We start from the raw sequence: 1,598 nt of genomic DNA, 5'->3' as shown, positions 1-1,598 counted from the left end.
AAGTACGGGCGCACCGCGTCGATGCGCCCGGTGGCGTCGAGCCCCGTCGCGGTCAGGGCCCCGGCGATGTCCTCACGGTACTGGCGGCAGCTCGAATATGAGCTGTACGCGCTCGTCGTGATCGCGAGGAGCCGGGTATGACCGGCAGCGGATGCCGCCAGCACGGTGTCCGCGAGTAGGGGCGTCCAGTTGCGGTTGCCCCAGTACACCGGCAGCGGCTCACCCCGGTCGGTGAACTCCGCCTCGAGGGCGGCCCGCAGGGCCCGGTTCTGCCCGTTGACCGGGCTCACTCCCCCGAAGGCCCGATAGTGGGTCGCGACGGTCTCGAGCCGTTCCTCGGGGATGCCGCGACCACGGGTGACGTTGCGGAGGAAGGGGATGACGTCGTCCTGCCCCTCTGGGCCGCCGAAGCCGAGCAGGAGCACGGCGTCGTATGTGCGGTCAGGCTGGGTTTCCTCCCCCGGCTCGCTCATGCCGTCAGGCCGGCCGCAGCATCCGCGCCCGGCTGGTACGGGCAGGCCGGGTCTTCGCCGAGGGGATCTCCGCTCGAGGCGAAGGCGCGCGCCCGCGAGCCGCCGCAGAGGTCGGCGTATTCGCAGCTGCCGCAACGGCCGCTGAATTCGGTCGCGCGGATCTGCTTGAGCAGCGGGTTGTCGCGATAGATCTCGGCGAGCGGGGTCGTTTCGACATTGCCGAGGCCGAGCGGCAGGAAACCGGCCGGGTAGACCTCGCCGTCGTAGGCGACGAAGACGATGCCCTTGCCGTCGCGGGTCGACGCCGTCTGCGCGCGGGGCAGTCCGATCGGCGGCCCCATCAGGGACTCGAGCCGGCCGGCCAGCCGTTGGTATAGCGCGGTCTCCGGTGCAGGGTCTCCCGCGCGGCGCCGGGCGACAACCCGGCGGAAGAACGGGGCCTCGACCGTGCGGACGATGAAACCGTGTTGGGAAGCATCGAAGAGGAAGTGGCAGATCTCCTCGTGTTCCTCGGGCGTGACAGCCTCCGTCGAGACGCCGCGTCCGACCTGGACCAGGAAGAAGACCTCCCAGATGGCCGCGCCCGCGTTCGAGATGAGGGCGGCGACATCCGCCAGTTCGTCGACGTTCGCGCGCATCACCGTCGTGTTCACCTGCACGCTGAGCCCGGCCGAGGCGAGGGCGCGGATGGCGTTGACGGTGTCCTCGAAGTGGCCGGGGATGCCGCGCACGCCCTCGTGGGTCGGCGCGCTCGCACCGTCGAGGCTGACCGATACGGCCTTCACCCCGCTCGCGACGATCTTCTCGATCATCGCGGCGGTGAGGGTGGGCGTGACCGAGGGTGAGAGGGCCGTCGGCAGTCCGAGACCGGTGGCGTACTCGACGAGTTCGAACAGGTCGGGGCGCATCAGGCAGTCGCCGCCGGTGAGCACGAGGATCGGGTACGGCCGGCCGAAACCGGCGATCTGGTCGATCAGGTCCTTGCCCTGGGCCGTCGTGAGTTCACCGGGCAGCGCCTGCATCGTCGCGCTCGCGCGGCAGTGTTTGCAGGCGAGGGCGCAGGCCCGGGTCGTCTCCCAGAACACGAGCATCGGGCGCTTCGAGTAGTCGGGGCCGGGGCCGCGC

2 protein-coding genes are annotated in these 1,598 nt (G+C 70.7%); both read right to left on the bottom strand.

The window, feature by feature from the left end; all coding sequences use genetic code 11:
• Window positions 1-473 (bottom strand): ferrochelatase (locus QN345_RS18845; protein WP_323509088.1); only part of this gene is annotated, 473 nt, incomplete at its 3' end.
• Window positions 470-1,598 (bottom strand): TIGR04053 family radical SAM/SPASM domain-containing protein (locus tag QN345_RS18840; RefSeq protein ID WP_323509087.1); only part of this gene is annotated, 1,129 nt, incomplete at its 5' end. The genes QN345_RS18840 and QN345_RS18845, both read right to left, overlap by 4 nt.

This window comes from Cryobacterium sp. 10I1, assembly GCF_035019805.1.
Lineage (GTDB): Bacteria > Actinomycetota > Actinomycetes > Actinomycetales > Microbacteriaceae > Cryobacterium > Cryobacterium glucosi.
This window is presented reverse-complemented; position numbering and strand designations above follow the sequence as displayed.